At 68.7% G+C, this 26727-nt stretch carries 21 protein-coding genes; 13 read left to right on the top strand and 8 right to left on the bottom strand.

Annotated features, from left to right (window positions below; translation table 11 throughout):
- The first annotated feature begins 8 nt into the window (after positions 1-8).
- Entirely contained in the window at positions 9-431 is a 423-nt protein-coding gene (locus E3O32_RS04010) for a VOC family protein (protein WP_134507248.1), read from the top strand.
- Here E3O32_RS04010 and E3O32_RS04005 read toward each other — a convergent pair.
- Entirely contained in the window at positions 428-1336 is a 909-nt protein-coding gene (locus E3O32_RS04005) for a hypothetical protein (protein ID WP_134507247.1), read from the bottom strand. The genes E3O32_RS04010 and E3O32_RS04005 overlap by 4 nt on opposite strands.
- Before the next feature lie 118 nt (positions 1337-1454).
- Here E3O32_RS04005 and E3O32_RS17170 point away from each other — a divergent pair, with 118 nt between their 5' ends.
- From E3O32_RS17170 to E3O32_RS03995, 4 genes are all read left to right on the top strand, one after another.
- Positions 1455-1655 (top strand): hypothetical protein, encoded by a 201-nt coding sequence (locus E3O32_RS17170; RefSeq protein ID WP_166790761.1) that lies wholly within the window; start codon positions 1455-1457, stop codon positions 1653-1655.
- 10 nt (positions 1656-1665) lie between these two features.
- Positions 1666-4854 (top strand): helix-turn-helix transcriptional regulator, encoded by a 3189-nt coding sequence (locus E3O32_RS17735; RefSeq protein ID WP_166790760.1) that lies wholly within the window; start codon positions 1666-1668, stop codon positions 4852-4854.
- Between the two features lie 270 nt (positions 4855-5124).
- Positions 5125-5283: a hypothetical protein gene (locus E3O32_RS17165; protein WP_166790759.1), complete on the top strand. Its 159-nt coding sequence runs from the start codon at positions 5125-5127 to the stop codon at positions 5281-5283.
- Between the two features lie 128 nt (positions 5284-5411).
- A complete protein-coding gene (locus tag E3O32_RS03995) occupies positions 5412-7124 on the top strand; it encodes an AMP-binding protein (protein ID WP_134507245.1) in 1713 nt (570 codons plus the stop codon).
- 39 nt (positions 7125-7163) lie between these two features.
- Here E3O32_RS03995 and E3O32_RS03990 read toward each other — a convergent pair whose 3' ends face one another.
- Genes E3O32_RS03990 through E3O32_RS03980 form a run of 3 tightly spaced genes read right to left on the bottom strand, consistent with a single transcriptional unit; the run spans position 7164 to position 10560 of the window.
- Positions 7164-8606, bottom strand: coding sequence for a maltokinase N-terminal cap-like domain-containing protein (locus tag E3O32_RS03990; RefSeq protein WP_134507244.1), 1443 nt, complete (start codon positions 8604-8606; stop codon positions 7164-7166).
- A 52-nt stretch (positions 8607-8658) separates the two neighbouring features.
- Entirely contained in the window at positions 8659-9852 is a 1194-nt protein-coding gene (locus tag E3O32_RS03985) for an MFS transporter (protein WP_134507243.1), read from the bottom strand.
- Positions 9853-9888: 36 nt separating this feature from the next.
- Positions 9889-10560 (bottom strand): GntR family transcriptional regulator, encoded by a 672-nt coding sequence (locus E3O32_RS03980; RefSeq protein WP_134507242.1) that lies wholly within the window; start codon positions 10558-10560, stop codon positions 9889-9891.
- A 241-nt stretch (positions 10561-10801) separates the two neighbouring features.
- On the opposite strand from E3O32_RS03980, the gene E3O32_RS03975 reads away from it, so the two are divergent.
- From E3O32_RS03975 to E3O32_RS03950, 6 genes are all read left to right on the top strand, one after another.
- Positions 10802-12190 (top strand): FAD-binding oxidoreductase, encoded by a 1389-nt coding sequence (locus E3O32_RS03975; RefSeq protein ID WP_198417517.1) that lies wholly within the window; start codon positions 10802-10804, stop codon positions 12188-12190.
- 325 nt (positions 12191-12515) lie between these two features.
- Complete coding sequence (gene pflB, locus E3O32_RS03970) at positions 12516-14780, top strand: formate C-acetyltransferase (protein ID WP_134507241.1); 2265 nt, start codon at positions 12516-12518, stop codon at positions 14778-14780.
- Between the two features lie 45 nt (positions 14781-14825).
- A complete protein-coding gene (gene pflA, locus E3O32_RS03965; RefSeq protein WP_134507240.1) occupies positions 14826-15683 on the top strand; it encodes a pyruvate formate-lyase-activating protein in 858 nt (285 codons plus the stop codon).
- Positions 15684-15855: 172 nt separating this feature from the next.
- The gene (locus E3O32_RS03960; RefSeq protein ID WP_174776482.1) at positions 15856-16338 is read left to right on the top strand and encodes an aromatic ring-opening dioxygenase LigA; all 483 of its coding nucleotides are present in this window, start codon (positions 15856-15858) and stop codon (positions 16336-16338) included.
- A 152-nt stretch (positions 16339-16490) separates the two neighbouring features.
- On the top strand, positions 16491-16907 hold the full coding sequence (locus tag E3O32_RS03955; protein ID WP_134507239.1) for a DUF6855 family protein: 417 nt from the start codon (positions 16491-16493) through the stop codon (positions 16905-16907).
- 107 nt (positions 16908-17014) lie between these two features.
- Complete coding sequence (locus tag E3O32_RS03950) at positions 17015-19189, top strand: transglycosylase domain-containing protein (RefSeq protein WP_166790758.1); 2175 nt, start codon at positions 17015-17017, stop codon at positions 19187-19189.
- 24 nt (positions 19190-19213) lie between these two features.
- On the opposite strand, the gene E3O32_RS03945 is transcribed toward E3O32_RS03950, so the two are convergent.
- The 4 genes from E3O32_RS03945 to E3O32_RS03930 form a co-directional block, all read right to left on the bottom strand.
- On the bottom strand, positions 19214-19723 hold the full coding sequence (locus E3O32_RS03945) for an SOUL family heme-binding protein (RefSeq protein WP_134507237.1): 510 nt from the start codon (positions 19721-19723) through the stop codon (positions 19214-19216).
- A 68-nt stretch (positions 19724-19791) separates the two neighbouring features.
- Positions 19792-23178 (bottom strand): DNA polymerase III subunit alpha, encoded by a 3387-nt coding sequence (locus E3O32_RS03940; protein WP_134507236.1) that lies wholly within the window; start codon positions 23176-23178, stop codon positions 19792-19794.
- Positions 23175-23447, bottom strand: coding sequence for a hypothetical protein (locus tag E3O32_RS03935; protein WP_134507234.1), 273 nt, complete (start codon positions 23445-23447; stop codon positions 23175-23177). Before E3O32_RS03935 ends, E3O32_RS03940 begins: the two co-directional genes overlap by 4 nt.
- A 125-nt stretch (positions 23448-23572) precedes the next feature.
- Positions 23573-24406 (bottom strand): TIGR00645 family protein, encoded by an 834-nt coding sequence (locus E3O32_RS03930; protein ID WP_241974548.1) that lies wholly within the window; start codon positions 24404-24406, stop codon positions 23573-23575.
- A gap of 92 nt (positions 24407-24498) precedes the next feature.
- On the opposite strand from E3O32_RS03930, the gene E3O32_RS03925 reads away from it, so the two are divergent.
- Entirely contained in the window at positions 24499-25305 is an 807-nt protein-coding gene (locus E3O32_RS03925) for an IclR family transcriptional regulator (protein ID WP_134507232.1), read from the top strand.
- Positions 25306-25542: 237 nt separating this feature from the next.
- A partial coding sequence (locus tag E3O32_RS03920) for an HNH endonuclease signature motif containing protein (RefSeq protein ID WP_134507230.1) occupies positions 25543-26727 on the top strand: 1185 nt, incomplete at its 3' end.

Raw genomic sequence — 26727 nt, 5'->3', positions numbered from 1 at the left:
TGCAGCTCATGACCTCACGTCTCAACCCGTACCTGAGTTTTCGCGACACGGCCAAGGAGGCCATGGAGTTCTACCAGTCGGTCTTCGGCGGCACCCTGACCCGCAGCACGTTCGCGGAGTTCCAGGTCAGCCAGGACCCGGCTGAGCAGGACAAGACCATGCACGCCATGCTGGAAACGGACGCCGGCCTGGTCCTGATGGGCGCGGACACTCCCAACAGCATGGACTACACGCCCGGCACCAATTACGCGGTCTCCCTCAGTGGCGACTCCGCGGACGAGACCGAGCTGCGCCGGTTCTGGGACGGGCTCTCGGCCGGCGGCACCGTGACCATGCCGCTCAACAAAGCCCCGTGGGGCGACAGCTTCGGGATGTGTCTGGACAGGTTCGGCGTGAGCTGGATGGTCAACATCGCCGGGAGCCCCTCCTAGCCTGCGGGCTCTCCCGCCCCGCTGCGCGCTTCTGCCCCGTCGGGGGATCCCACGGTGCGGAGCAGCCAGGCGAGCAGCACCAGCATGAGCACCGTGATCAGTCCGATCGGCGCCAGCACCGTCCAGGCCGCCGTCTCGCCGCGCACCGACTGCACGATCGGGGTGACCATGATCGGCACCCCGGTGAGGATCAGGAACACGAGGAACGCCGGCGCAACCGGGTAGGCCATCTCCCGGCGCCGGAGCAACAGGATGCCGGTGCCGACGACCGCGGGCAGGAAAAAGGCCAGGTCGAGGATGTGCACCGGGTTCGTCGGAATGCCCAGGTCCAGCACGCTCTGCGGTGTGGTGCCCGCCACTAGGGCAGGGACGTCCTCCGACAGCCAGAGCAGGCCGAACAGCACGCCGACGACGATGAGTGACCACCCCGTGACGACTGCCGCCGGCCGGCTCCCGAACCGGGCGGCGGCGGCCCCGGCATCCGTGCTCGCGATCCCGCCGATCAGGGAGAAGAGGCTGAGGCCCAGCACGGCCACCCAGACCGGGAACAACGGCCCGAACGGGATCGAAAAGGTGTAGATGACGTAGTTGTAGACCGTGAACGCCAGCACGCCCAGCCAGACCAGGCGGGCGCGGAGCGACCCCCGCAGGGCGAGGATCGCGCAGACCAGCAGGGCCGGGGCCGCCAGCGCGAGGTTGGCGACGTCCTGTGCCAGCGCCTGGGGCAGGAAGGCCGGGGTCAGGTTCGCGTAGAACCCGCCGACGCCCAGCCCGACCACGCTGCCGGCGACGGCGAGCACGCCCGCGGCGATCGACAGCCACAGCCACGGTGCTCCGGGGGCTGCGGCTCCGGCAGCCGATCCCCGGTTCGACCGCTCTCCCTGATCCGTGCGCTGCTGACTCATCGCCGTTCCCTCCGTTGTTCGCCAGCATATAGGCCAGCGGAAATAGGGCATCCGTCCGATGCCCGGCCACCGCCTTAGAGCGCACTGTGATGAACAGGAAACAGAGGAAGAGGACACAGTGCAAATCAGTGAATACGCCTTCTACCGGCTCTACCGCGCCGACGAGGAACGGCTCACCCGAGACCTGGAGCGTCGGCGGGTGGCGCGCGAACGCGTGGACGAGGAGCGTGCGCGCGGGACAGCCAGGGAGACCCTCCCGCAGCGGACCATCAACCGGCTGCGGCTCGCCGGGCATCCGCAGCTCCACTCGTCGCGGTGACCCACTCGAGGTGACCCGACCGGTCCGGCAGGCCGCACCCGTCGAGGACGCCAGCGGTGCCGGGGTCGCCCGGCAGTGGCACGATGGACCCATGCACATCGAGCAGACCACCGCGCTCGTCGGCCGAGAGTCCGACCTCGAGGCGCTCCGCGGCGCCTTCGCCGAGGTTCAGGCGGGCCGCACGCGCACGGTGGCGCTCGGCGGCGAGGCCGGCATCGGGAAGACCCGGCTCGTCCAGGAATTCCTGGACGAGCTTCGTCCCGAACCCGAAGCTGAAACCGAACCCGAAGCTGAACCCGAACCCGGAACCGGAACGGGAGCCGGGGCCGGCCGGCCGGACCGGCCGCTGGTGCTGCGCGGGCAATCGATCGACCTCGACAGCGACGCCCCGCCGTACTCTCCCGTCGTCGCCGCGCTGCGGGAACTGGCCGCCGGGATCGGCGAGCAGGCGTTCCTGGAAGCCGCGGGCCAGGCCGGGGAGACGTTGGTCCTACTCCTGCCCGAACTCGGACTCCCGAACCGCGCCGTTGCCCCACCCGAAGCCGGTGCGTCCAGCCGGCTCAGCGCCAACAGTGTCTACGACGCCGTTGCCGGCACCCTCGAGGCCGCGGCCAGGGTGCATCCGCTCGTATTCGTGGTCGAGGACCTGCACTGGGCCGATCAGGGCACCCTCGGGCTGCTGAGATACCTCATCCGGGTGATCGAGCGGGACCGCATCCTCTTCGTGCTCACTTTCCGGAGCGACGAGTTGGGCCGGGGAAGCCCGCTCCGGGCCTGGCTGCCCGAACTCGACCGCAACCGGCGCGCTGAGCGGCGCGAACTGGCGAGGCTGACCCGCGCCCAGGTGCGCCAGATGGCCATCGGCATCCTCGGTTCGGCGCCCGACGAGCGGGAGATCGGCCTTGTGCACGAGCGCACCGATGGCGTCCCGTTCTTCGTCGAGGAACTGATCGGCTGTGAGATCTTCGCCGGCGCGGAGAGCGTGCCGGAGACCCTTCGGGGCATCCTGCTCGCCCGGTACGAGCTGCTCAGCGAGAACACCAAGCGGATCATGCGGCTGCTCGCGGCCGGCGGCGTACGGGTCGAACACGAGCTGCTCGCGCTCGTCTGCGACGCCAGCGCGGACGACATCGACGCGGCCGCAGGGGAAGCCGTCAATGCCGGGGTGCTCGTCGCGCTCGGCACCGCCTATGCGTTCCGGCACGCGCTCGTGCGCGAAGCCATCCACGACCAGCTCCTGCCCGGGGAGCGGGTGCGGTTCCACACCCGCTACGCCGAGGCCCTCGAATCCGGTCGCAGCGAGGCGAGCCCCGACGCCACGGCGGTCTCCTACCACTGGATGGCCGCGCACAACCTGCGGAAGGCGTTCGCATCCTCGGTCACCGCGATGACGCAGGCCCATCGCTCCTACGCCTTCGCCTCGGCGGCGAGAATGGGAGAGCGGGCGATCGAACTCTGGGACCAGATTCCGGATGCCGAGGAACTGGCCGGGCGCAGCCGGGTCGACCTGCTCGCCGAAACGTCCTACATCCTGCGCAACGCCGGCGAGAGCGAACGCGCCATCGCCCTGATCGACGAAGCCATCGCCGGTTCGAGCCCCGCTGACCCCGAGCGGTACGCCCGGATGCTCCGGAACAAGGCCTCCTACCTCGCGAACATCGGCCAGATCGGGTCCGTCGCCCTCCTCCGGGAGGCCCTGGACGTGCTCACCGATCAGCCGCCCAGCGTGCTTCGTGCCAATGTCCTCGGCGAATTGGCGGCCCGGCTGATGCTGGAAGCGCGGTTCGACGAGGCTGTCGGCACCGCCAACGATGCCTACGCGCAGGCGGCCGAGGTCGGCTCCGGGCCGCGGATGTCGGTTGCGGCGAACATCCGAGGATTCTCCCGGCTGTCCGCGGGCGCCATCGAGGCGGGCCTGTCCGACCTGGAGCTGGCCGGGGAACTGGCCGGGGACAACGACTCGGCCCGGCTGCGGTTCTGGGTGAACCAGTCCGACGCCCTGCATCTGCTCGGCCGGTTCGAGGACGCGGTGCGCGTCGCCGAGGAGGGAGTAGAGCGGGCGAGGCAGCGCGGAGTCGAACGAACCTCGGGCGCCATGCTGATGTCGAACCTGATCGGGCCGTTGGCCGCGCTCGGCCAGACCCCCCGCGCCGACGAGCTCCTCGACCGCGCCCTCGAGCTCGATCCGCCGATCGGTTATCGCGCGCATCTCCAGCGGCTCAAACTGCACTCCACCCTCCGGGCCGGCGACGCGCCGGGCGCCGATCGGATGCTCCGCGGCTGGCGGGGCGCGCTCAACCTCCAGGTGCGCATCGACGCCCAATCCCGGCTCGGGCTCGCCGCGGTCGCGGCGGAGATCGCCCTGGCGCGCGCGGACGTCCAGGAGGCATGGCGGGAGGTGAGCGTGCTCCTCGAACCGGAGCACCGGTCGTTCCCGGCCTACGATCTGCCGTTGCTGGCCATCGGAGCCCGGGTGATCGCGGCCGCCCGCGCCGGCGGCTCGCCGATCGAACGCGAGGGCGCGCAGGGCGCCGGCGTGGGTGCCGGCGTGGTTGCCGAGCCGGGTGCCGGGCCGGGTGTCGAGCCGGCCCGGACCGGCGCCGGTCCGGGGCGAATCCTCGACCGTCTCGAAGGGAAGCTGCGCGCCACGCTGGCCGCGGCGTCGCCCTGGCCGACGGTGCCGGCCCTTCGGGCGGTCTTCGAGGCGGAACTGAGCGGGCCCGGTCGAACCGGAACGGATCCGGAGGCGTGGACGGTGGCGGTTGCGGCATCCGCCGTCCCGGAGGCGGACGCCCAGCTGGCGCCGTACGCGGCCTTCCGCCTGGCCGAGGCGTTCGCCACCAGCGGTGATCGGTCGAGCGCGCGCCGGTGGGCCGAGTCGGCCCGCCGCGACGCCGAGCGGATCGGGCTCGGACTCGTGGCGGACCAGGCCACCCGGCTCCTGCGCCGCATCGGCCCGGCCAGGCCCGGGGCGAGCGACCTCTCGGCGGAGGCCCAGACCGCGGCCCTGCTGACAGAGCGAGAGCGCCAGGTGCTGGACCTGCTCGCCCAGGGTCTGAGCAACCGGCAAATCGCGGAGCGACTGTTCATCAGCGTGAAGACCGCGAGCGTGCACGTGTCGAACATCCTCCGGAAGACCGGCGCCGTCACGCGCACCGAAGCCGCCTACCTCTCCCGCGCCACCGATCCCGCACGATAGCCGCCCTGCCGACCCCGCTCCGCCCTCGGTGGTCGACCCCGCAGCGACAAACCTGTCGCCGAACTGAGAGGCGTGCAGCCATTGCCCGGGGCAAAAGCCGGCTTTTCTCTCAGCTCGGCGACGGGTCGGCCACGAGCGGGCGGGTCGCCGGTCGGGCCCGCCCGCAGCATCGCCCCGAAGCGCCGAGTTACGGCATCCGCCCGATGTGACCGGCCCGCCTTACCGAGGAGGCTCAAACCCATCGATTCATCCCTGAACTGGAGGCAGGCAATGCTCATTCTCATCATTCTCGGCATTCTTTCCCTCGCCGGTATCGGCGGCACCATGCTGCACGTTCTGCGGGACGGCTACGGGCGCTTGCCCGACCGGCCCGGCACGATGCGCGCGTCCGACCTCAGGTCCGGGTCCCGAAGCAGCGACTTCGCCTGACGGCGCCGGCCGGCGCCGCCGAGAGGGTTGGCAACCCGGGTCCTAGAGTGGACGGAACGTCCCGCACACGATGCGGACGGCGTGGAGACGCCGATTCATGCAGTTCCGGGCATTCACTGTTGAGGAAAATGGAATCCGTGACCAACCCTACGAGCACCAGCAGCTTCCGAGACGCGCGGGACCAACTCCTGCGCCTGCGCGAAGGGCACGAGCGTGCATCGGCCGAATTCGCCTGGCCCGAGGTCGGGTCCTCCTTCAACTGGGCGACCGACTGGTTCGACGTCATCGCGGAGGGCAACGACAAGACCGCCCTCTGGATCGTGGAGGAGGACGGTCGCGAACTGAAGGTCACCTTCGCGCAGATGTCCACCCGCTCCGACCAGGTCGCGCTGTGGCTGATCCAGCGGGGTGTCCAGCCGGGCGACCACGTCATGCTCATGCTCGGCAACCAGGTAGAGCTCTGGGAACTGATGCTCGGCATCATGAAGGCCGGCGCCGTCATCCTGCCGACCTCCACGGTTCTGGCCACCGGTGACCTGGCCGACCGGGTGCGGCGCGGGGGAGTCGATCACGTGATCGCGAACGCGAGCGATGCGGCCAAGTTCGCCCAGGTCGAAGGCGACTACTCGCGCATCTGCGTGGGGGAGGCCGTGCCCGGCTGGGCGCACTACGCCGACGCAGACCTGGTCACCCCGGTGAAGACCACGGTCACCGTGGCATCCGACGATGCGTCACTGATCTACTTCACCTCGGGCACCACCAGCAAACCGAAGATGGTCGTGCACACCCAGACCTCCTATCCGGTGGGGCACCTCACCACGATGTTCTGGATCGGCGTGCGTCCCGACGACGTGCACCTGGCGATCAGCTCGCCCGGCTGGGGCAAGCACGCGTGGAGCAGCTTCTTCGCGCCGTGGATCGCCGAGGCGACCGTGTTCGTCTACAACTACGCCCGGTTCGACCCGCGCGCCCTCGCCGACCAGCTGCACCGCGCGCGCGTCACGACCTTCTGTGCGCCGCCGACCGTGTGGCGGATGCTGATCCAGTCCGAGTTGGGCGTCAAGCCCGAGGGTCTGCGGGAGATCCTCTCGGCCGGGGAGCCGTTGAACCCCGAGGTGATCAGCCAGATCCAGCGGGCCTGGGGGCTGACGATCCGCGACGGCTACGGCCAGACCGAGACCACCGCGATCGTCGGAAACGGGCCGGGATCCCGCCTCAAGGCAGGGTCGATGGGCCTCCCGCTGCCCGGGGTCCGGATCAGCCTGGTCGACCCGATCACGGGTGCGGTGACCGACGAGGGTGAGATCTGCCTTGACCTCTCCGAGACGGCCGTCAACCTGATGGCCGGCTACTACGGCGACCCCGAGCGCACGGCCGAGGCCGTGCGCAACGGCTACTTCCACACCGGTGACGTCGCCAGCCGCGACAGCGACGGCTACATCACCTTCATCGGGCGCACCGACGATATCTTCAAGTCCTCCGACTACAAGGTGTCGCCATTCGAGGTTGAGAGCGTGTTGCTCGAGCATCCGGCCGTCGCGGAGGCCGCGGTCGTGCCGGCGCCGGACGACACCCGCCTCAACATCGCGAAGGCGTACATCGCGCTTGCCTCCGGCTGGGAGTCCAACGGCGCAACCGCCCTCGAGGTGCTGCGCCACGCCCGCAACGGGCTACCTCCCTATATGCGCGTGCGACGGGTCGAGTTCTTCGAACTTCCCAAGACCAGCTCGGGCAAGATCCGCCGGGTCGAGCTCAGGATGCGCGAGGACGAGGCGGCGGCGACCCGCACGCGACTGGCCGACGAGTGGCGGGACGACCAGTTCCCCGAGCTGAAGCGCTGACCCACCCACCCCCACCTCCCTCACCCGCGGGAGGGCAGGTCAGGCCCGGCCCGGCGCGGGGACGAGGCCGACGAGTCGCTTGATCGCCGCGAGGGGGATCGGGAGCCAGCTCGGCCGGTTGCGGGTCTCGTAGACGGCCTCGTAGAGGGCCTTGTCGAGCTCGAAGGCGCTGAGCAGCGCTCCCTGCGCGCTGAGGTCCAGGCCGGATCGTTCGGCGTAGCCGGCGAGGAACGCCTCCCTGCAGGAATCGGCCCACGCCAGAGCGGCCCGCGCCGGACGTTCCGGATGCGCCAGTTCGATGGTGCCCGCCGCGTAGGAGAACGACCGGAGCATGCCGGCGACATCCCGGAGCGGGACATCCGGCCGGTTGCGCTCCTCCAGCGGGCGGAGCGGTTCGCCTTCGAAATCGACCAGCACCCAGCCTCTTCCGCCGGGCACATTGAGAACCTGGCCCAGGTGGTAGTCGCCGTGGATGCGCTGCAGCCGCGGCCACGGCGCCGTCTGTGCCCGGCTGAAGATGGTTTCGATCGCGGCGCGGTACCCGGCCAGCGCGGGAATCTCGGCCACGGCGATGCGGTAACGGTCCCGGATGCCGGCCAGCTCGGCCTCGATCACGTCGGGGGTGGCCTCGCGGGTCGGCATCACCGTGGCCAGGTCGGCATGCACGGCAGCCGTCGCCACGCCGAGGTCGTGGGCCTCCCGGCTGAAGTCCTCCTCGGCCGAGGCTGAAGCCAGCGCGGAACGCCAGGCGTCCTCGACGCCGGGCAGGAACTCCTGGGCGAAGGCGAGGTGCCCCCTGGCCCGTCCGTCCTTCCGGTCGGGGTCGTCCCACTCGCCTTCGACGTAGCCGATCGGTTCGGGCACGAACCGGGAGCCGGCCCTGGCCAGGGCCGCCTGCACGGAGATGTCCGGGTTCTCGCCATGATGAAGGGCGCGGAACACCTTGCAGATGACCGGGCGGGCCGGCGTGCCGTCCGCACCCCGGGTGTCGAAGATGATCGAGGTGTTCGACTGCTCCCCGGTCAGCACGCGGCTGGCCGCCACTGTATAGAGAGGAGCGTCCATCGGGTCGAGCAGCAGTTCTCCCCGCGCGCTGCCGCCCGAGTCCTCCGAACCGAGTGAGGAACCCTGGCCCAGGATGATCCGCAGGATCGCGGTCGCGTACGCGGGGTCATACGGTGCGTCATAGAGGAAGCGAGCCTCCCCGTCGGGTCCGTCCACCCTGGCGACCAGGGCGCGCTCCCCGTTCGGCAGCGGATCGGTGCGTTCGGTGAGCGGCAGCTGGTAGAGCGAATCCTCGCCGGGCGTCGCATCGATGACGAGGTAGGTGCGGATGTCCACGCCCGGCTCCGCCGCGGGCAGTGACCACCGGGCGATGCTGTGGAGACGGGGGACGTTCCCCTTGCTCGCGAACCAGCGCTGTGTTGCGACCCATCGGTTGAGGTAATCCGGGAGAGGGGTGCCGCGACCGTGCTCAGTCATGTCGCCAGCGTACGCCAGCGGCGGCATCCGTCGGGGTCATGCGATCGGTCGATCAGACGCGACGGATGCCGTACGCCACCGCGGCCAGGCAGCCGGCGCAGACTGCGGCCAGCACGCTCATCAGCACGGCGTAACTGGCGACCGAGTTCAACCAGGCGAAGAGCACCGGCAACAGGAAGCCGACGTAGGTGAGGCTGTAGTAGACCCCGGTGATGCCGGCGAGGTCTGCCGGGGTTGAGATCCGCTGGATCTCGACGAGGCCGGCCACCACGCAGATGCCGTAGGACGCGCCGAGGGTGATCGCCGTGATCAGCGCGAGCAGGGGCGAGAGCACGATGGCGGTGGCGATCGAGAGCACCAGTCCGAGCAGCATGACGCTCATCCCCACCACGAGGGCGCGCCCCCCGGTGACCTGGTTGATCCGGGCGACGAGGGGCTGCACGAGCGCCCCGGTGCCGAGCGTCACGACGGTGAGCAGGGTCGCGAACGCCAGGTTGAGCGACCCCAGCTGGTCCTCCACGAGCTTGGGCATGATCGCGTAGGCGATCGCCGCGGCGCCGAAGACCCAGGGGGCCGAGGGGGCGATGACCCGCACGAACCGGCGGTGGCCGGCCAGCGGCACCGCGAGGTCCTGCCAGAACGGCCGGTGCGAGCGGAACCGCGGCACCGTCTCCGGGGCGCGGAGGAGCCGGGGCAGCACGAGCAGGCTGAGCAGGATGTGGACAAGGTAAGGGGAGAGGGTGGGCATCGGGCCCCACTGGGCGAGGGCGCCGGCGACTCCGGCGCCGAGGCCGAACCCGATCGTCAGGGTGAGGGCGGGACGCCGGGCGCCGGCCGTGCGGTCGGCCTGGCGGTCGAACGGCGCACTGGAGAGTTCCTTGAGCCAGGCGGTCCCGACCGACATCGCCACGCCCACGCTCAGGCCGGCCAGGAACCGGCCGGAGGAAAGCATGATCTCACTGGAGAAGCCGAGGCCGAGCAGGATGCTGGCTGCGATGCCGATGGCGACGCCGGCGACGGACAGCGGCTTGCGTCCGTACCGGTCGGAGAGGGCGCCGGCCACCAGCAGCCCGGGAATGAGCCCGACGACGTAGAAGCCGAGGAAGAGGTCGGCCATCAAGGCCGAGTAGTGGCCGAGCGACTCGTACATGTGCAGGAGCGGGGTGAAGTGATTGCCGCCCCAGGCCATGACGAAGAGGGCGGGTGCGGCGAGCTGCCAGGCAGGGACGGTACGGCGGAAGTTCATGAATCTTTCTGGATCGGAGTCGGGCATGCGCCGGGATCAGGGTGCGAGCGGCGCCGGGAAGCCGTGCCGCACATGACGGCGGAGGGCGACCTCGTAACCGGGGGCGTCGCCGGCGCTGAGGTAGCCGGCGAGGGCACGGTGTTCGGTGATGAAGCCCTCGAGACTGCCCGGATCGCGGGTCGCAACGCGGTGCAGGAGCCGCTTGAGCCGCGGCCCGAGCTGGGTGTAGAAGTCGTCGATGACCCGGTTGTGGGACTCGTCGACGACCCGGGCGTGGAAGCGATGATCGGCGCGGGCGAAGGCGAGCAGGTCGCCGGCCCGGGCGGCCTCCTCCTGCTCCAGGATCAGGGCGGCCAGGTCGTCGTCCACGGCGCGGTCGGCGCCGGGGCGGGCGCTGTGCAGCGACACCGCGGTCGTCTCGAACATGATGCGCACCTGGAGCAGCTCGGCGGTTTCGGCGTCACCCTGGGCCGTGACGACCGCGCCCTTCTTGGGGAAGAGCGTGAGGAGTCCGTGCGCCTCGAGGGCGAGGAAGGCTTCCCGCACCGGGGTGCGGCTGATGCCGAGGGTCTCGGCGACTTCGCCTTCCGTGAGCAGCGAACTTGCGCCGACCGCGCCGGTGATGATCGCCTCGGCCACATGCGCGTAGACCCGCTCCACCGCGGACGCACCGGCAGTGCCGTTTCGGGGGGATCGGGGCGCACTCATGTGTCAAGCCTAACCATAAATGCATCAATAAATACAATCTCGACGGAGATTGGGTGCCGACCTGATCGCGGCATCAAGCCGAACCCCGACAAAAACTCTCTTATAGACTTGCCCTCGCAGCCATCCGAGACATGCCCTCCGCAGAGTCCGAGCCCTTCGCCCGCGCGTTCCCGCTCGCCTCACCAGATGTGATCGCCTGCCGCAACCTCCGGCCGCACACACTCCTACCGCAGAGGCATCCGTGACCACTACAGCACCCCAGCCCACCCTCTTCGACGCACTGGCCGAGGTTCTTCCCGCCGGCCAGCTGATCACCGGTGAGAAGACCGGGGCCTACCTTCGGGACCAGTCCGACAGCACCGCGGCCGGTGTCCCGTTCGCGGTCGCCCTGCCGGTGAACACCGAGCAGGTCGCGGCCGTCGTAGCCTTCGCCGCAGCCCACCGCATCCCGATCGTGCCGCAGGGTGCGCGCACCGGCCTGGCCGGGGGCGCCAACGCGATCGAGGGTTCCATCGTGCTGAGCACGACCCGGCTGAACAAGATCGTTTCCGTGGATGCCGAGGACCAGACCGCCACCGTGCAGGCCGGCGTGCGCACCTACGCCCTGGCCAGGGCCGCCGCCGCGGTCGGATTGTTCTACCCGCCCGATCCCGGCTCCTGGAAGGGCTCGACCGTCGGCGGCAACGTCGCCACCAACGCCGGCGGGATGCTCTGCGTCAAGTACGGCGTCACGGGGAACTTCGTGCGCCAGCTCACCGTCGTGCTCGCCGACGGCTCCATCGTGCGCACCGGCCAGCGCACCATCAAGGGCGTCACCGGTTACGACCTGACCGCGCTCCTCGTCGGCTCGGAGGGCACGCTCGGCATCATCACCGAGATCACGGTCGGGCTGCTGCCTGCCCCTGCCCCCGCGTCCGGGGTCTCGGCGACCTTCGCCGGCACGGAGGCCGCCCTCGCGGCGGCCGCGCTGATCGTCGCGTCCAACCGGCGCCCCAGCATCCTGGAATACCTCGACGGCCCGTCGATCACGGCGATCAACGCCTTCGACCCGGAGTCGAAGCTTCCGGCCGACGCGGCCGCCCTGCTGCTCGTGCAGTCGGACCAGGCCGGCCAGGCCCACGACGACGTCGAAGAGTACGCCGCCATCCTCCGCGCCGAGGGCGCCACCGAGGTGCTCGTCGCCCACGACCCCGCGCAGCTGGACCAGCTGATGACGGCGCGCCGGCTGCTGCAGCCCGCGCTGCAGGCCGCGCGCGGGTCCAGCCTCAACGAGGACATCACCGTGCCACGGTCCCAGCTGCAGGCCCTGCTGACCGGGCTCGCCGAGATCTCCCGCGACCTGTCGATCCCGATCGGCACCGGCGGGCACCTCGGCGACGGAAACCTCCACCCGATGATCGGCTTCGACGCGGCGAACCCGGCCGAGGTCGAGGCGGCCAACGAGGCTTTCGCCCGGGTGATCCGGCTCGCAATCTCCCTCGGCGGCTCCGCGTCAGGCGAGCACGGCATCGGCCTCCTCAAGCAGGCGCACCTCGACGACGAACTCGGACCCGTCCTCCGCGACCTCCAGCGCCGGGTGAAGGCCGCCTTCGACCCCGACTCGCTGCTCAATCCCGGAAAAAAACTGTGAAAATCCTTCCGGTTGAGGCGTTGAACCGTGATTCTGGCCTCTGGACAGGCCTTTGGATCTGCGCCGGAATCGCATTTCCGGGCTTCCGGATGCCCCGGCGACTTGGGCCGCGAACGGGCCGCCTCCCCTTAAGGGCGCGGGCGCGAAACGGCGGGGCCGATTCGTGTTATGGGCCCGGCGACCGGAGTAGTGTTGGCAGAAGAGGGCAAGTCACGATGCATCGTCGCATTAGCCACAATCCTCGTGTTCCTGCTCTCCAGGCCCGACTGTGGGAGACACACTTCTGCGGCGGGGGAGACTCGATCCCACGAGGAGTGCAATCTACATGACCATCACAGAAGGTGTTCGCAGCGACAAAGACGCGACGCAGGCCGAGCGTCCGGACTTCGTGTCCGGCCCCTGGCAGGATTCGATCGATCTTCGCGATTTCATCCAGCGCAATTACACGCCCTACCTCGGCGACGCTACCTTCCTGGCGGGCCCGACGGCTCGCACGACCGGGGTCTGGGCCAAGCTGTCCGCCATGTTCCCCGAGGAACGACGCAAGGGCGTCTACGACGTTGACGCGACCACCCCGTCATCCATTACAGCCCACAAGCCCGGCTACATCGACCAGCCCAACGAGGTCATCGTCGGCCTGCAGACGGATGCTCCGCTCAAGCGCGCGATCATGCCGTTCGGCGGCTGGCGCATGGTTGCCACCTCGCTCGAGACCTACGGCTACCCCGTGTCTCCCGAGCTCGAGAAGATCTTCACCGACTACCGCAAGACCCACAACACGGCCGTGTTCGACGTCTACCCTCCCGGGGTCCGCCGTGCGCGCAACAGCCACCTGATCACGGGTCTTCCCGACGCCTACGGCCGTGGCCGGATCATCGGCGACTACCGTCGCGTTGCCCTCTACGGTGTCGACGCGCTCATCGCCGGCAAGAAGAACGACCGCGCCGAGCTCGACATGGAGCCCTCGACCGAGGACATCATCCGCGCCCGCGAGGAGAACTCCGAGCAGATCCGCGCGCTCAAGGAACTCGTCCAGATGGCGGCCAGCTACGGCTCCGACATCTCCAAGCCCGCCGTCACGGCCCAGGAAGCCGTGCAGTGGCTCTACTTCGCCTACCTCGGCGCGGTGAAGGAGCAGAACGGCGCGGCAATGTCGTTCGGCCGTAACGCGGCGTTCCTCGACACGTACATGGAACGCGACATCGCCGCCGGCCTCCTGACCGAGTCCGGCGCCCAGGAGCTCATCGACGACCTCGTCATCAAGCTCCGCATCGTGCGCTTCCTGCGCACCCCCGAATACGACGAGATCTTCGCCGGCGACCCGACCTGGGTCACCGAGTCCCTCGCCGGAATCGGCGAGGACGGCCGCGCGCTGGTCACCAAGACGACCTTCCGCTTCCTCCAGACGCTGTACAACATCGGCGCCGCACCGGAGCCGAACCTCACCGTGCTGTGGAGCGACGCCCTCCCCGAGGGCTTCAAGCGCTTCTGCGCGCAGGTCTCGATCGACACCTCGGCGATCCAGTTCGAGTCGGACGACATCATCCGCGCCGAGATGGGTGACGACGCCGCGATCGCCTGCTGTGTCTCTCCCATGCGCGTCGGCAAGCAGATGCAGTTCTTCGGGGCCAGGGTCAACGCCGTCAAGGCGCTCCTCTACTCGATCAACGGCGGCAAGGACGAGGTCTCCGGGAAGCAGGTTGCCCCGGCGACCGCGCCGAACACCGAAGAGATCCTCTCTTACGACACCGTGTTCCCGGCCTACCTCGAGACCCTCGAGTGGCTCGCCGAGACCTACGTCACCGCCCTGAACTGCATCCACTACATGCACGACAAGTACGCGTATGAGCGTCTCGAAATGGCGCTGCACGACAAGGAGATCATCCGCACGATGGCCTGCGGAATCGCCGGCCTGAGCGTGGTCGCCGACTCCCTGTCGGCCATCAAGTACGCCAAGGTACGCCCGGTGCGCGACGAGACCGGTCTCGTCGTCGACTACACGATCGAGGGCGAGTTCCCCCAGTTCGGGAACGACGACGACCGCGTCGACTCCATGGCCGTCGACGTGATGGAGCGGTTCATGACAATGATCCGCAAGCACCCCACCTACCGGGATGCGATCCACACCCAGTCGATCCTGACGATCACCTCCAACGTGGTCTACGGCAAGGCGACCGGCAACACGCCGGATGGCCGCCGCAAGGGTGAGCCGTTCGCACCGGGTGCCAACCCGATGAACGGCCGCGACACCCACGGGATGCTCGCATCGGCGCTCAGCGTCGCCAAACTCCCGTACAGCGAAGCGCAGGACGGCATCTCGCTGACCAACACCGTGGTTCCCAGCGGTCTCGGCCACACCAAGGAAGAGCAGATCACCAGTCTGGTCGGCCTCATCGACGCGTTCACGTCGGCGACGGGGTACCACATCAACGTCAACGTGCTGAACAAGGACACCCTCGAAGACGCCATGCTGCACCCGGAGAACTACCCGCAGCTGACCATTCGCGTCTCCGGCTACGCGGTCAACTTCGTGCGCCTCACCCGCGAGCAGCAGATGGATGTCATCAGCCGCACGTTCCACTCGCACTGACATTCACCGATAACAACACGCGGCGACGCTGAGTAGGACGAGACAATGCCCGCAGTAAACCTCGGCCTGCCCAGCGCCGGCGCCGCCATCGCCCTGGTGGACGGTTCATCCGTCAGCAGTGAACAGGCCGAACTGGCCGAACTCCACCATCTCGAGATGGAGGCGATCCACAACGGCTCGGTGGCCAGTGTCCACTCGTGGGAACTGGTCACCGCCGTTGACGGTCCAGGCACGCGCATGACGCTCTTCCTCTCCGGGTGCCTGCTGCGTTGCCAGTACTGCCACAATCCTGACACCTGGAAGATGCGCGACGGGTTGCTCACGACGCTCGATGACCTCGTGACCCGGGTCAAGCGCTACAAGGGCGTCTTCGACGCAACCGGGGGAGGGCTGACCATCTCCGGTGGTGAGCCGCTCATGCAGCCCGCCTTCGTGGCGCGCATCTTCGAGGAATGCCACAAGCTGGGTGTGCACACCACCCTGGACACCTCAGGGTTCCTGGGCAAGAGCGCGTCCGACACGCTGCTGGACAACCTCGACCTGGTGCTGCTCGACGTCAAGTCGGGCCTCCCCGAGACGTACAAGGAAGTGACCGGTCGCGAGCTCGCTCCGACCGTCGCGTTCGGTGACCGTCTCGCCGAGCGGAAGATCCCGGTCTGGGTGCGGTTCGTGCTCGTGCCCGGACTCACCGACGCCGTCGACAACGTCGACGCCGTCGCCGAGATCGTGGCGCGGTGGCCGAACGTCGAACGGGTCGAGGTGCTGCCGTTCCACCAGATGGGCGAAGACAAGTGGGACAGGCTCAACCTGCCCTACCCGCTGCACGGAGTCCACCCTCCGGACAACGAACTGCAGGAACGCGTGCGGGACCAGTTCCGGGCGCGAGGGCTGACGGTCTTCTGAGACCAGTTCGACAGCATTTCCCGGAAGAGGCGTGGCATAGCAGGATGCCACGCCTTTTCCATACCCCCAGTGGTGGGGCGGATGGTGTGAATCACCTGTGTAAACGCTTACAAAGTGTCACGCTGGAGTCACGACAGTGTCACGACCGCGTGGCGCGACGAAAGGCCAGCAGATGAGCACCGCAACACTCCCGGAATCCTCTTCCGTATCCCTGACATCAGGCAAGGCGCGACTGGTCAGGCTGATCGGTCTCCTCGGCATCATCGGCGGGATCGTCATGCTCCTCGTCGGCGGTCTGGTCTGGGGCACGGTCAGCAGCCAACTGAGCGAGGAGAAGATTACCGTCGCCGAGGACGCCTCCTTCCTCGCCGGCGCCACCGTCGACAACCCCCTGGCGGCCTATGCCCAGGCGACGATCATCAACCACCACGCCATGAAGGCCAGCGGCGGCAAGACCTACGCCGAGCTCGCCCAGGACGACCCGACCCGCCCCACCGTCATGACCGCTTCGCTCCTGCGCGCGTCGCTGTTCACGTCGATCGTCGCCTTCGGCGTATCGGTCTTCGCGATGGGCGTCGGCATCCTCCTGGCCCTGTTCGGATGGGCAGTCCGCGCCGTCGTTCCGGCCGCCCCGAAGTCGGCGACCACGGTCTGATCAGCCCCCGTTCCAACCCGCGCGGGGCGATGTCCCGGCGGTGCACACGAGGGGTCCGGCAGCATCCGCTGCCGGGCCCCTTTTTTGCGGCCCCGGCTCTGGCGGACCGGTCAGGGGTGCGGGATGATGGTGGGTACTAATCGGGAGGCACCATGACCGAAGCCATCGTCGGCAGTGGAACCAGGGATGATCCGTGGCTGCTGCGCACCCCGCCGGGCACGTCGGAGTACCGGATGTATCGCGACGAGAGCGCGGATCCACCGAGCCTGGTCTGCGTCGTCGGAACGACCACGCTGGCCTATCGGCTGCGGTGCCTGGACGATCTCCAGGCGATGCTGCGGGACGCTGGGGACTGGGTCCCCCTCGGCAGCGCCGACGAGCAGAAGCCCGCCGCCGCGGGCACGGTGGAGGCGTGGGCGCGTTCCGGAACGAACCCGGTCGGAGGCTGGTACGGCCTGAAGAAGGGGCTCCGCGGCCGGTTCGGGATGTACGTGCCGCCCCTGATGGAGGCGCTCGACCTGGCCGAGCTCGAACACAATCCGCGGGGCAACCGGATGCGGGCCAGGTAGCGCGAGCCGGGCATGCCATATTCGGCGCGTCGCGGCAAGCCCCTCCTCAGGAAGTGCTGCGCGGGGTTCTATGGTGAATGGATCGAACGGAACCGGTCGGGGGTGACATGATGCGCAACTCGGGATTCGCCGAGCGGCGGACCGTGTCCGGCGTGTTCGGCGGGCTGCTCGGGCTTCTCGCGATGAGCTCCGCGGGCGGGCTGCTGGTGGCCGTCGCGGTCACCCCGGTGGTCGCATTGTCGAGCATCGCTGCCACGGACACCATCAACGTCTTCGAGAATCTGCCGGAGTACCTCTCCATCGATCGCCTGTCGCAGAAGAGTAATATCTACGCGACCCGGAGTGACGGAACGACGGCACTGCTGGCCTCGTTCTACGACCAGAACCGGATCGAGGTGGGACTGGATGCGATCAGTCCGTACGTGAAGGATGCCGCGATCGCCAGCGAAGACCCCAGGTTCTTCGAACACGGCGGCGTCGATTTCCAGGGCACCGTCCGGGCGGCAGTGAGCACGTTCGCCGGCGGGGCCACCCAGGGAGGATCGTCGATCACCCAGCAATACGTGAAGAACGTGCTCGTGCAGAAGTGCGAGGTGCTCTCCGACGTGGCGGCGCAGCACACGTGCTACCTCGCCGCGACCGAGACCAGTCCAGATCGCAAGCTCAAGGAGATGCGGCTGGCCATCGGGATCGAGAAGAAGTATTCCAAGAACGACATCCTCCGCCAGTACCTGAACATCGCCGGGTTCGGCGGCACCGTCTACGGCATCGAGGCCGCGGCCAACTACTACTTCCACACCACGGCGGCGAACCTGACCTTGCCGCAGGCAGCCAGCCTCGTGGCCATCGTCAACAATCCCGTGAAGTTCCAGCTGGACGACCCGCAGAGTGAGACCAACGGGGCGGCCAACGGCTACCAGGCCAACCGAACCCGCCGTGACTACATCCTGCGGGATATGCTCGCCTACCGGAAGATCACCAGGGCCGAGTTCGACGCCGCGATCGTCGCCCCCGTCGAACCGTCGATCGCCGAGCCGAGCACCGGGTGTCAGACCGCCGCGGGAAGCGCTTTCTTCTGCGATTACGTCACGCACGTGCTGCGCAACGACCCGAGCTTCGGCGCAGACGAGGCGGCCCGGCTCGTCAACTTCCGGCGTGGCGGCTACAACGTCTACACCACCATCGACCTGGACCTGCAGAACGCGGCCGAGACCGCCATTCGCGCAAACGTGCCGACGACCTACCCGGGGTGGGACGTCGGCAGCGTCATCTCCAGCGTGCAGGTCGGCACCGGGCGGGTGCTTGCGATGGCTCAGAACAAGGACTACAGCCAGGACCCGGTGGTGCAGGCCACGGGAGCCAACTTCACCGGGATCAACTACAACACCGACTACGTCGACGGCGGATCGAGCGGATTCCAGCCGGGCTCGACCTACAAGGTGTTCACCCTGGCGGAATGGCTGCGGGAGGGACATTCCCTCAACGAACGGGTCGACTCGCGGCGAAAGGCGAACTGGGGCACCTTCAAGGACAGTTGCCTGGGACCTCAGAATTACGACCGCGACAAATGGAACCCCAAGAACGACGCGAACGAAAGCGGCGCCAACTACAGCGCACTCGAGGCCACGATCGGCTCGATCAACACCGGCTACATCGGGATGGCGAAGAAGCTCGACCTGTGCGGCATCCGTCAGACCGCCGAGGCCTTCGGAATGCACCGCGCCGACGGTGATCCGCTGCTCCAGAACGCGGCGTCGGTGATCGGGACGAATGAGATCGCTCCGTTGAGCATGGCCGTCGCGTTCGCCGGAATCGCCAACAAGGGCGTCACCTGCACCCCGGTCGTGATCGACCGGATCGTCGCCGCTGACGGGACGGAACTGCCCGTACCGAAATCACAGTGCACGCAGTCCGTCGACCCGGCGGTCACCGCGGGAATGGCGTATGCCATGCGCCTGGTCATGACCAGCGGCACCGCGCAGGCGTCCTATCGGGCTACCTCGCCCCGGGTGCCGATGATCGGCAAGACCGGGACCACCGACGGCAATAAGGACACCTGGATGAGTGGAACGAGCACCAAGGTCGCCACCGTGGTGGCTGTCGTCAGCCTCACCGGGGAGACGAACCAGCGGGCGGTCTATTTCGACAGCGGACAGGCAGCGACGGCCCGCCACCGGATGTGGCCGGCCGTGATGTCGGTGGCCAACGCGAAATATGGCGGAGACGCGTTCGCGGAGGCACCGCCGAGCGCCGTGATCAAGGCGGGCACCGGGCCGCGCTAGCCAGCCGGCCGGCGCGCGCATTCGTCATGCCACGGCGACGAGGGCCTCGTTGTGTTTGAGAAATCCGGGTTTCCAGGGCGGGTCGAACCGGGCGAAGTACACGCCGCCGACCGGCTCGAGACCCGCCCGCCGCACGGCCGCCAGGAGGGTGTCGCCGTTCTCCCTGAAACGGGCCTCGCTCCACCCGCCGCCGAACCGGCGCGCCGCGGCCCCGTGCGCCGGCACCACCCTGGTGGTCACCCTGGCGTCCTGCGGCACGGGAACAGCCGAGGCCGGCATCCCCTCGGGAAGAACGAAACTGACGGTGTGGGCGTCGTCGGCCGTGGTCTCCTGAAGCACCGGGGCTGTCATCGCGATGCGGGTGGCGGACTGGTTGTTACCGCTGATGTAACGGAAGAGGGGACCGAAAGCGGCGTTGCCCGCACCGGAGAAACCGCCGGTGACCTCCACTTGCACAAGCACGTAGTCGGGATAGTGGCGGAGTTCGAAGTCGTCGTATTCCCGCAGGATTTGATAGGGCTGTTGGTCGGTCATGGCCGCCAGTGTAGGCCGCGCGACCGACAACGGGGTGGGTGGGGCATTCGCCGGTATCCGCGGCCGGACTAGGCGCGAAGCGGCCACAGATGGTGCACGTTGTCGACCGGGATCGCGGCCAGTTCGGCCGCGAGTTCTATGGTCCGGTCCGTGTGCCGCGCGGCGGCCTCCGCCTTCCGCCGCTGGTCGACCTTGCGGGCGACCTCGGTGAGGTCCCACAGGTTCTCCCCGGTGACGGACACCCCTTTCGCCCCCGACCGGCGGGTGCGGCCCCGCACGAGGATATGGCGGGTCTGGAAGACCGGGCCGCCGATCCGTTCCTGCGCGTCGTGGAAGAACACGACGTTGGACACCGGCCCGGTGCCGTCGTCGAGGCTGACGAACACGACCCGCCGGCCGCCCCGCATCGGCGGGGTGTTCGTGGCGCGCCGCACCCCGGCGATGAGCACCTCGGTGCCGCCGGGCAGGTCGGCGAGCTCGGAGGCCGGGGTGACTCCCAGCTCGGCGAAGAGCGGGTAGAACCGCGTCATCTGGTGGCCGGACACCGCGAGGTGGAGGTCCCGCAACTCCAGGTCGGTCTGGCTGCGCCCGCGCAACTCCAGGGAGGTCACCGCATCGAAACGGGCGCCCTCGAAACCCTGCACCGGCAACTCGACTTCGAACGCCAGTTGGTCGTCGTTGATGGTGACTGCGGTGCCGCGGAGGGACTGCACATGCGCGAGGAGCTCGTGCCGGCGGGCGCGGTCGTAGCCGATGAAGCTGTCCAGCGCCCCGACCCGGGCGAGCGCCTCGAAGGTCTTTCGCCGCGGCCGCACCCGATCGCGGAAATCCTGCAGCGAGGAGAACGGCTGGTGGCGCACGATTCGGGCCCGTTCGGCGGCGGTGCCGCCGGCGAGCTCGGGCAGCGCCAGACGGATGCCGCGGCGCTCGTCGCCGAGCTCCTCGACCCGGTAGTCGAGCGTGCTCCGCTGCACATCGAGGCCGAGCACCGGCACGCCGAGCAGCCGGGCCTCGGCCACGATGAGGTCCTTGGGCCACATGCCGGGAGCGTGGGTGAGCAGTCCGGCCAGGAACACGGCGGGATGGTGGGTCTTCAGCCAGGCCGACTGGTAGGTCGGAAGCGCGAACGCGGCGCCGTGCGCCTTGGCGAACCCGAAGCTGCCGAATCCGGCCAGCACCGTCCAGACCTGGTCGATGACTCCGGGCGGGAACCCGCGTTCCAGGGCCATCTCCCGCACGTACTCCTCGATCCGGGGGAGCTGCTCGGGTTTGCCCAGGTGGCGGCGGAAGACATCCGCCCGGCCGAGGCCGCAGCCGGTGAGCTCGTCGAAGAGTCGCATCACCTGCTCGTGGAAGATGACGACCCCCTTCGTCTCCCGAAGGATCGGTTCCAGTCGCGGGTGGAGGTAATCGGGCATGACCTCGCCGTGCCTGGCCTGGAGGTATTTCAGCGGCATGTTGTTCTGCATCGGGCCGGGCCGGAACAGGGAGATCTCGACCGTCAGGTCGTTGAAGACCTCGGGCTGCAGTTTGCCGACCAGTTCCATCTGGCCGGGCGATTCGATCTGGAAGATGCCGAGCGTGCGGGTCGAACGGATCAATTCGAAGGTGGCCGGATCGTCGAGCGGGATCCGATCCAGGTCGATGCTCTCGCCGGAGAGCCGGTGGTGTTCCTCCACGGCGTGTGCCATGGCCGACTGCATCCGCACGCCGAGGATATCCAGCTTGATCAGGCCCATCGGGTCCATGTCGTGTTTGTCGAACTGGGACATCGACAACCCCATTCCGGACGCCTGCACCGGGGTGCGGTCGAGCAGGGTCGCGTCGGAGAGGATCACCCCGCAGGGGTGCACGGAAATGTGCCGGGGGAGACGGTCCAGCTTCGCGGTCAGGTCGACCAGCTGGTCGAGTTGCTGGGATTCGCGCACCTCGGCGGCGAGCGGCTCGAGCTCGGGTTTCTCTTCCAATGCGCGCCGGAAGTCCCTTGCGTTGAAGCGCCACATCTGTTTCGCGATGGACGCGACCTGCTCGTGGTTCATCCCGAGGGCAAGGCCCGCGTCGCGCACGGCGCCGCGGCCGCGATAGGCGTTCGTCATCGACATCAGCGAGACCCGGTCGCCGCCGAAGGTGTCGAACAGCTTGCGGTAGATGTCGTGTCGGCGCGCCGATTCGACGTCGATGTCGATGTCGGGCAGGGTCTGTCGTTCGGGGGAGAGAAAGCGTTCCCAGAGCAGGCCGTTGGAGAGCGGCTCCACCGACGACGTTCGGAGCGCATAGTTGAGCACCGAGCCGACCCCTGACCCGCGCGCCTGGATGCGGATGCCCATCTCCCTGATGATGTCCGCCACCCGGGCCACCGTGAGGAAGTAGCCGGCGAAGCCGAGGTGCTCGACCGTCTTCATCTCGTGCGCGAGCCGGGCGTGCGCGTCCTCCGCCGAGGCGGCTCCCCGGCGCGCCCCGGCCTCCGGCCTCGGGTAGAGATCGTCGATGCCGGCCCGTGCCCGTTTCCAGAGTTCAGCGACCGGGTCGCCGCTGACCCCGATGATCCTCGCCTCCGGCATCCGCGGCCGGCCGAGACCGATGTCGGCCTCCGGGTCGAGGGCGCACCGGTCGGCAAGCCGCTCGGTGTCGCGGAAGAGAAGCTCGAGGGCGCCGTCGTCGTGCAGCCCCGCGTCGACCACCATCCGCGCGACCTGCCGCATCGCCCGCGCCGGTTTCAGCCACGCCTGCCCGTTCGTCTGAGGCTGCTCCAATTCGGCAAGCGGGGTGAGGGTTCGCGCGGCGTCGGCGAGATCGGCGGTGACAGCCTCCTCGGGGGTGCCGTAGCGCACAGCGTTGGTGAGCACGGCCGGCACCCCCGCATGCTCGGCGAGGGCGAGCATCCGGGTGGCCGGCGTCACGCTGCCCGGGGTGCCCGGCTCCGACAGGTGGCAGACGACCTCGAGTGAGACGGAGTCGGCCGGCATGGCGCGCAACCACGCGGTGAGGCGGGCGTGGGCATCCTCGTTGTCACGGTGGCCGGTGGCGGTGCCCACGTCGGAGGCCGGGCCGAGCAATACAGTGAGCGAGCGGAGGCCGGCCAGCCCGGCGAGTTCGGACCGGGCGATGCTGGGCAGCGATCCGAACCCCTGCGAGACCGTGCGGTGCGCGGCGGACACGGCGCGGCAGAGCGCCGCGTACCCGCGGCCGTTCGTGTTGCCGTGCGCGAGCACGACCACCCGCCCGAGGGAGAGATGGTCGTCGTCGTGCACCGCGAGGTCGGCGCCGAGGCCGGGCCGCACGCCGGCGTCCACGCAGGCACGCACGTGTTTGACCGCGCCGTACAGGCCGTCACGGTCGGTCACCGCGAGGAAGGTGCCGTCTTGTGCCTTCGTCTGCTCGGCCAGCGCCTCCGGCATCGTGACCCCGTAGTGGGTGGAGTACGCGCTGGCGACGTGCAGGTGCGGGAAGCTCATCCCCAGTCGAGGGCGAGCACCCACGATCCGTCGACATCGCGTCGCAGATCGTAGCGGTGCTGTTCCTCGTCCCCGCGTGACGCGTCCACCCGCCACAGCTCGGTATCGATGCGCAGGGGCACGCCGTCGTTCTCCCACCAGCGGGTTCGGGTGAAAACCGCTTGCGGCTGGCCGATGATGGTGTGCTCGAACCGGTTCCAGATGAACGCCTGCGGGTCGCCGTCGGCCGACAACTCGACGTCGACCTGGGTGTCGATGATCTGCGGCATGCGGGCCCTCCCTCGGTTCGAACACGTGTTCGATTCTTGGAGTGTACGTCACACCACGGACAGACGCCAACGGGAACCGTCAACCGCGCGTTGAGGGTTCCCGTCTGGGCCGGTTTCCCCTCGGGTCAGATCCGGGCGAGGAGCTCCGTCTTCTTCAGCTCGAACTCTGCCGCGGAGACGACCCCGGCATCGCGGAGCCGGCCCAGCTGGAGGAGATGCCCCACGGCGCCGGCCTCGATCGCGGCGGTGCCGGTCGGGCGCGGAACGGGTAGGACGCTCACGAGTGGCTGTGGTTCGAGCGGCGCGACGGATGCCGCGGGGGTCACGGCGTGACCGGCCGCCTGGGAGATCCGGTCGATCCAGGCCAGGGCGATCGCCGAGACGATGAAGACCATGTGGATGACGACCTGCCAGAGCACGCCGTCCCAGGTGTAGACGTCGCCGGTGATGCTCTCCTGGCCCTCGGTGGACGTGGAGCCGCGGGCGGCGAGGTCGCCGACCTCGATGAAGGTCTTCAGCAGGTGGATGGAGGAGATCCCGACGATGGCCATGGCGAGCTTGACCTTGAGCACGTTGGCGTTGACGTGGGAGAGCCACTCGGGCTGGTCGGGGTGACCGTCGATGCGGATCTTGGAGACGAAGGTCTCGTAGCCGCCGATGATGACCATGATCAGGAGGTTCGCGATCATGACCACGTCGATGAGCCCGAGCACGCCGAGCATGATCTTGGCTTCCTCGATGACGATGCCGTCGGGTCCCGGGTGGGTGAACCCGTGCAGGACCTCCTCGCCGAGGTGGCCGAGTTCGACCATGAAGACGACGACGTAGATCACCTGTGCGACGATGAGGCCGATGTAAAGGGGGGCCTGGAGCCAGCGGCTGAAGAAGATCATCAGCCCGACGCTCCTGACCCACTGGGATTGTTCGCGGAAAGGAGGCTGGCCGGAGGTTTCAGTCACCGGTCGATTTTACGGAAGCGGGGATGGGAACCTCCTGAACGGGGCCGAAATGCTGCGGCGGGACATGGCCGCGGGAGGGTAGCGTGGTGCTGATGTCAGGGAAGCCGGCGCGGGCGAAGGCGACCGAGGGCGCGTCAGTGTCCCCGGTCGATGACCGGTCGGTTGCCGCCCGGCTGTTCGCGATCCTGGATGCCTTCACCTCCCCGCCCGCGACGGCGCTCAGCCTCACCGCGATCGCCCGGCGTTCGGGCATCCCTCTCTCGACCGCGCACCGGCTCGTCGCAGAATGGGTGACCTGGGGTGGGCTCGCCCGCCAGGAAGACGGCCGTTACTCGCTCGGCATGCGGCTCTGGGAGGTGGGCGTGCAGACGCCGACGGCGCGAAACCTCCGCACGATCGCCCTGCCCTACCTCGAAGACCTGTACGAGACAACCCGCGAGCATGTGCACCTGGCGATCCTCGACGGCCGCGACGCGCTCTACCTGGAGAAACTGTCCGGGCACCGGGCGGTGCGGGTGATCTCCCGCGTGGGCGGACGGCTCCCGCTGCACGCCACGGGGGTCGGTCTCGTTCTCCTCGCCCACGCGCCGACCATGGTCATCCAGGACTACCTCGCCGAACCGCTGCAGCGGTTCCTGCCGCAGACGATGACGGCGCCGGAGGAGCTGCGGCGCAGGTTGGCCGGCATCCGCAGCCAGGGGATCGTGCGGATGTCGGAGGAGATGACGGCGGGATCGAGCTCGCTGGCGGCGCCGATCCGGGACCGCACCGGCCAGGTCGTCGCGGCCGTGTCGATTGTGACGCACACCTCGCCGGGGCAGGGCCCCGAACACGAGCAGGCGGTGCGGGTGGCCGCGCAGGGTGTGAGCCGCGCGCTCGGCTACCGCCGCGCATCCTGATCGGTCTTGTCGAAATCGCCGCACCTGGTCTCCCCAGGCTCGACCACCACCGGTGATTGAGCCTGTCGAAATCACCCGACCTGGTCTCGACGAGCTCGACCTCCGCCGGTGATTGAGCTTGTCGAAATCACGCCCGACCTGTCCTCCACAATGTGGGGTTGATCAGGTTATCCACACCCCATCGTGAGGGTGGGTTTGGGGCGGGTGAATGTCGGTGGCTGGTCGTAGTGTGCTCGTATGGCCACCCCGGTGAGCACCACCCAACAGCAGCTCGGACTGCTCTTTGACGCGGTCGCGGCAGCCGACAAGGCGATCGCCCGGTGCTTTGCCGTGCGGGCCGAGGCGGTCGACCGGGCCCGCCGGTTCAGCGCCGCGCAGGCCGGGTCGATTCCGCTCAGCCTGCAGTCCCGGTGGAGTCGCGAGGAGATCGCGCAGCGGGAACTCTCCAGCGAACTCGCCGCCACGCTGCGGATACCGGAACGCACGGCGGAGACCCTCCTCGCGGAGAGCCAGGCGTTGACCGAGGATCTCCCCGCCACCCGGGCCGCGTTGGCGGAGGGGCGGATCAGTTATCGGCATGCGCAGACGATCGTCCAGCAGTCCTGGTCGATCCCGGTCGAGGGTTTGGCCGCGTTCGAACAAGCCCTGCTGCCCTCGGCCGAGCATCTGACCGTGGCCAAGCTCAAGCACAAGGCCCGGCTGCTGCGGGAACGCCTGCATCCGGAGACGATCACGGCGCGGCGGGCGAGGTCGATCACGGACCGCACCAGCGGGGTGACCCCCGAGTACGACGGGATGGCCACCCTCTACGTGACGACAGGGGCCGAGCTGGTGCAGGCGATCTTCACCCGCGCCACCGACCTCGCCGCCAGCCTCCAAAGCCCCGACGAGACGCGCACGCTCACCCAGGTGCGCACGGATGTGCTCAGCGACCTGTTGATCCACGGGGTCACCCCGACCGGCGTCGGCACCGGCGTCAAAGCGACCGTGCAGGTGACGGTGCCGGTGCTGACACTCCTCGGGCACAGCGAGGAACCCGGGTATTTGGAAGGGTATGGGCCAATTGACCCGGACACGGCGCGGGACCTGGCGTCGCGGGCGCCGAGCTTCACCCGGTTGCTCACCCACCCCGAGACCGGGGTGATCCTCTCCGTCGGGAGGGACCGGTACAAAACGCCTAAGGCGATGCGCCGCTTCCTCCGCCTGCGCGATGAGACCTGCCGCTTCCCCGGCTGCAACAGACCCGCGAGAGGTGCCGAGCTTGACCACTCGCATGATTGGGGGTTGCTCGGCGAGACCGCGCACGACAACCTCGCCCACCTCTGCACATTATGCCGATATCGGCATAAGGGACATTATTCCGATGTCCGGATTATGCCGATGTTGAGGGTGGGTCCCTTGTGGCTGTTGGCATCGGAGTGG

It is taken from the genome of Cryobacterium mannosilyticum (genome assembly GCF_004402705.1).
Taxonomy (GTDB): domain Bacteria; phylum Actinomycetota; class Actinomycetes; order Actinomycetales; family Microbacteriaceae; genus Cryobacterium; species Cryobacterium mannosilyticum.
This window is presented reverse-complemented; position numbering and strand designations above follow the sequence as displayed.

Excerpts from the sequence above, each read along its gene's own strand:
- E3O32_RS04010 (WP_134507248.1), top strand. The coding sequence starts at position 9 with ATGACCTCACGTCTCAACCCGTACCTGAGTTTTCGCGACACGGCCAAG.
- E3O32_RS04005 (WP_134507247.1), bottom strand. The coding sequence starts at position 1,336 with ATGAGTCAGCAGCGCACGGATCAGGGAGAGCGGTCGAACCGGGGATCG.
- E3O32_RS17165 (WP_166790759.1), top strand. The coding sequence starts at position 5,125 with ATGCTCATTCTCATCATTCTCGGCATTCTTTCCCTCGCCGGTATCGGC.
- E3O32_RS03995 (WP_134507245.1), top strand. The coding sequence starts at position 5,412 with ATGGAATCCGTGACCAACCCTACGAGCACCAGCAGCTTCCGAGACGCG.
- E3O32_RS03990 (WP_134507244.1), bottom strand. The coding sequence starts at position 8,606 with ATGACTGAGCACGGTCGCGGCACCCCTCTCCCGGATTACCTCAACCGA.
- E3O32_RS03985 (WP_134507243.1), bottom strand. The coding sequence starts at position 9,852 with ATGAACTTCCGCCGTACCGTCCCTGCCTGGCAGCTCGCCGCACCCGCC.
- E3O32_RS03980 (WP_134507242.1), bottom strand. The coding sequence starts at position 10,560 with ATGAGTGCGCCCCGATCCCCCCGAAACGGCACTGCCGGTGCGTCCGCG.
- pflB (WP_134507241.1), top strand. The coding sequence starts at position 12,516 with ATGACCATCACAGAAGGTGTTCGCAGCGACAAAGACGCGACGCAGGCC.
- pflA (WP_134507240.1), top strand. The coding sequence starts at position 14,826 with ATGCCCGCAGTAAACCTCGGCCTGCCCAGCGCCGGCGCCGCCATCGCC.
- E3O32_RS03960 (WP_174776482.1), top strand. The coding sequence starts at position 15,856 with ATGAGCACCGCAACACTCCCGGAATCCTCTTCCGTATCCCTGACATCA.
- E3O32_RS03955 (WP_134507239.1), top strand. The coding sequence starts at position 16,491 with ATGACCGAAGCCATCGTCGGCAGTGGAACCAGGGATGATCCGTGGCTG.
- E3O32_RS03950 (WP_166790758.1), top strand. The coding sequence starts at position 17,015 with ATGATGCGCAACTCGGGATTCGCCGAGCGGCGGACCGTGTCCGGCGTG.
- E3O32_RS03945 (WP_134507237.1), bottom strand. The coding sequence starts at position 19,723 with ATGACCGACCAACAGCCCTATCAAATCCTGCGGGAATACGACGACTTC.
- E3O32_RS03940 (WP_134507236.1), bottom strand. The coding sequence starts at position 23,178 with ATGAGCTTCCCGCACCTGCACGTCGCCAGCGCGTACTCCACCCACTAC.
- E3O32_RS03935 (WP_134507234.1), bottom strand. The coding sequence starts at position 23,447 with ATGCCGCAGATCATCGACACCCAGGTCGACGTCGAGTTGTCGGCCGAC.
- E3O32_RS03925 (WP_134507232.1), top strand. The coding sequence starts at position 24,499 with ATGTCAGGGAAGCCGGCGCGGGCGAAGGCGACCGAGGGCGCGTCAGTG.